We start from the raw sequence: 3,037 nt of genomic DNA, 5'->3' as shown, positions 1-3,037 counted from the left end.
GGTGTCGCGGGGCGGCCAGTTCTCATGTTCGGACTCCTCGACAGGCTTGAATCAACAAGTGTAGACCAAGGTTATGAGCTTAACTTCCGAGACACCACACTAGGGATATGGGTAGGCCCCTGTGTAGCGCTTGGAGTAGCCTTAGCACACGTGGAAGGCAGACAATAAAGCAGCGCTGCTGAATCAAATTGGTGTCATAGCGTGCATTGGGCTGTCACTGGTAGGATGGTCGCAATACTTCACATGATTGGTTGTCTTCAATAAAGAGTTAGGAAGTCACATAGAATCAGTCAAGATCGTTAAAGCCGGCGCATTTCAAAGGTTTTCCAAAAGGCAGCGGCATTTTTTCTTTCTTTCTTTATTCTTGCTGGCCTCTGGTTCACCGGCGATCAGCTGGTTGATGACTTGTATATCACTGGAAAAGGACGCAGGTCTTTACGGCTTTTTGTTCCAGATATCTTGTCTGATAAGGATGTTGTTTATCCTTCAACAAGTAGGTGCTGTGCGTGCAAGGTATATAGCCTTGTTTGCATCAACATTGACGGCATGCTTGTTTTTAGCTTTCCATGGCTAACTGAGCTTTATACGAAGCTAGCCGTTGGCTCTATCTGCAGGACTATGCTGCTCATTATGTTCGTGCAGAAAACCGCTCCATTCCTGCATAAGCCCTCTCCTCTTTTCCAGCAGATCCCCTCGGTTATAGGCCGCTTCCACCTTACTGCCCAGCGTATGCGCCAGCGCCATCTCGCAGACCTCTCGCGGGTAATTCGTGGTCTCCGCCGCCCAGGTTCTGAAGGTAGCACGAAAGCCATGTGGGACCGCCATGTGAACCTTTAAGGTATCCAATACGCGGCCAATGGCATTGCCGGGAATACAGCCTGTACGCCTGCGATTGGGGAAAACCCATTCCGGATGCTGGCCCTTCTGCTGGCTGATCACCTCAATCATGGCCTCGGTAAGCGGAATGCGATGCGTCTTGCCGGTCTTCATACGCTCGCCCGGTATGGTCCAGAGTTTCTGCTCAAGATCCAGCTCGGCCCAGCGGGCACCGCAGGTCTCGCTGTTTCGGGTTGCAGTCAGGATCATCAATTCAGCGGCCCGGGCGGCAGCACCCTCCAGGCTATCGAGCCGATGCATGAGCCGTGCGGTATCCTCAGCAGACAACGAGCCAAACGGTTTGACCCTGCTGCCCTGCCTGGGCAGAAGCTTGTCCAAATGCCCGCGCCAACGCGCCGGGTTCTCCCCTTCCCTTAGCTTTCGTGCCTTGGCCGCATCGAGGACCAGTTCAATACGGTTGCGCAGCCGACTGGCCGTTACCGGAATAACGCTCCAGATGGGCTCGAGCACTTCCAGCATATCATCGGTGTCGATCCGGGCCAGCGGCATGGAGCCAATCATGGGAAATACGTGTTTAGCCAGTGAGTTCTGCCACTGCTGCGAGTGCTTGGTACTCCAACTGGGCGAGTGCGTTCGAATATAGCGTGCAGCCTCAGTCTGAAAGGTCTTTGCTTCCAGCTTCTGAGAGGATTTGCCCTCACGCTCTTTCCGGCGCTCGAGGACTGGATTGATCCCCCGGGAGATTTCAAGACGGTACTTGTCTGCAGCCAGGCGCGCCTCACGCAGGGACACTGCCGGATAGCTGCCCACCGAAAGATCATGCCGCCGGCCATTGATCATGTACCGAAATACCCAACTCTTGCGCAGCTGAGCGGAAATGCGAAGTTGAAGGCCCCGGCCATCCTGATAGCTTCCGGGTTCGGATATGGCTTTAACAAGTTTTGGAGTTAGCTTGCTCATATAAGTCCATGGTACTGCTTAACTCATTGTAATGAAAAAAGTGTACGAGGATAACTAATCCTCATACGTATACAACTATAAGCTGCATGAACATTAAATTCCTCTAACGACATCATAATTTCTCCCACATGTTTTCCCCACAGACCGCCTGCCCCAACGTATAACCATTTCTCAGCGCCTGAGCCAGCGTCTGCCGGGCTACCTGAACCGGGCGTTCCACCATTTCGGTAACGAGTGGCGAAAAAGAAATGGCCGAGACGGCGCGCTCTAGCCGGTTACGTGAACTCACTAGTGCCAGCGCAGCCATGCACAGGGCGTTGATCCACGCCATGTCCTTTACCCTGATATCGGTGGCTTTCCATCGCTTGTAAGTCACAGCAAGCACCTCTTAGCAGCCTCAATCATTGCCGCCTCATAGCCGTCATTTGGATAGCCGGTCCAATCAGACGGAGAGCAAAACCCTTTCTGTGGCTTTTATGATGCGAATAAAGCTTTTGTCTATTTCCATGTGGGCGCCATAAACCCGGACGATTGGCATTTCCCTTTTTGTGTTTGGTTTGTTTAGGCTCATCATACTTGGCCTTAACATCACCACAGAGTGGGTAATGATGGTTTTAGGGTCTGTTGTATTGATCCTGATGGAATATTTCGCGCTGTGGGTATCGCGGTCTCTAGATCGACGCGAAGCAATACGTGGCCTAAGTCCGGGTAGGGGAAACTGACAGCTTCAAGATATGAAGTCATCGCGCCGTTAGGTGTCGCGATAGCCACACAAAGCGATCAGTAGATATCAAAGCAAAGGAATTCGTAGGTGAAGTTTACAGGTAAAGACCGAATCACCACCCGTCACAACTTGCTTTATAGCTTGATGACTTACGGTGATGTCGTAAAAACAGATGAGAATCACCTTTCTTATAAGGTGGGCAATTGGAATTCGTGGAGTTTGGCACCTGTGGCATATTAACTTGGCTTGTGTCCCAAGCTCCTAATGTTCATCGTCATCCTTGGCACCCGGACGTTTGCCAAGCAAATACGCCTATAGACAAGAAGGAAGAAACCCTACGACTTCTCAAGGAGCAATTTGATACTGACGAAAAGGTTCAGGTTGCAATCAATGAAATTCGCCGCATTTATAAGTGGACTTGCCCCTACCAAACCGGACACCAACTCTCCGTTAAATTGATGCTGCTGCCAAGCGCCTGAATTCTCTCGGGGATCGATATTTCAAAGCGCTGTGCGG

At 51.3% G+C, this 3,037-nt stretch carries 2 protein-coding genes; both read right to left on the bottom strand.

The features are described from left to right. Nucleotides 1-591: 591 nt before the first annotated feature. Nucleotides 592-1,797: a tyrosine-type recombinase/integrase gene (locus tag IEX86_RS24530; protein ID WP_188868762.1), complete on the bottom strand. Its 1,206-nt coding sequence runs from the start codon at nucleotides 1,795-1,797 to the stop codon at nucleotides 592-594. A gap of 112 nt (nucleotides 1,798-1,909) precedes the next feature. Further along, the gene (locus tag IEX86_RS24525) at nucleotides 1,910-2,173 is read right to left on the bottom strand and encodes a hypothetical protein (protein ID WP_188868761.1); all 264 of its coding nucleotides are present in this window, start codon (nucleotides 2,171-2,173) and stop codon (nucleotides 1,910-1,912) included. Nucleotides 2,174-3,037: the final 864 nt, after the last annotated feature.

Origin of the sequence: Pseudomonas asuensis (genome assembly GCF_014646755.1) — a bacterium.
GTDB classification, from domain to species: domain Bacteria; phylum Pseudomonadota; class Gammaproteobacteria; order Pseudomonadales; family Pseudomonadaceae; genus Chryseomonas; species Chryseomonas asuensis.
Note: the sequence above shows the minus strand (reverse complement) of the source record. Positions and strands in the feature narration are given on the sequence as shown.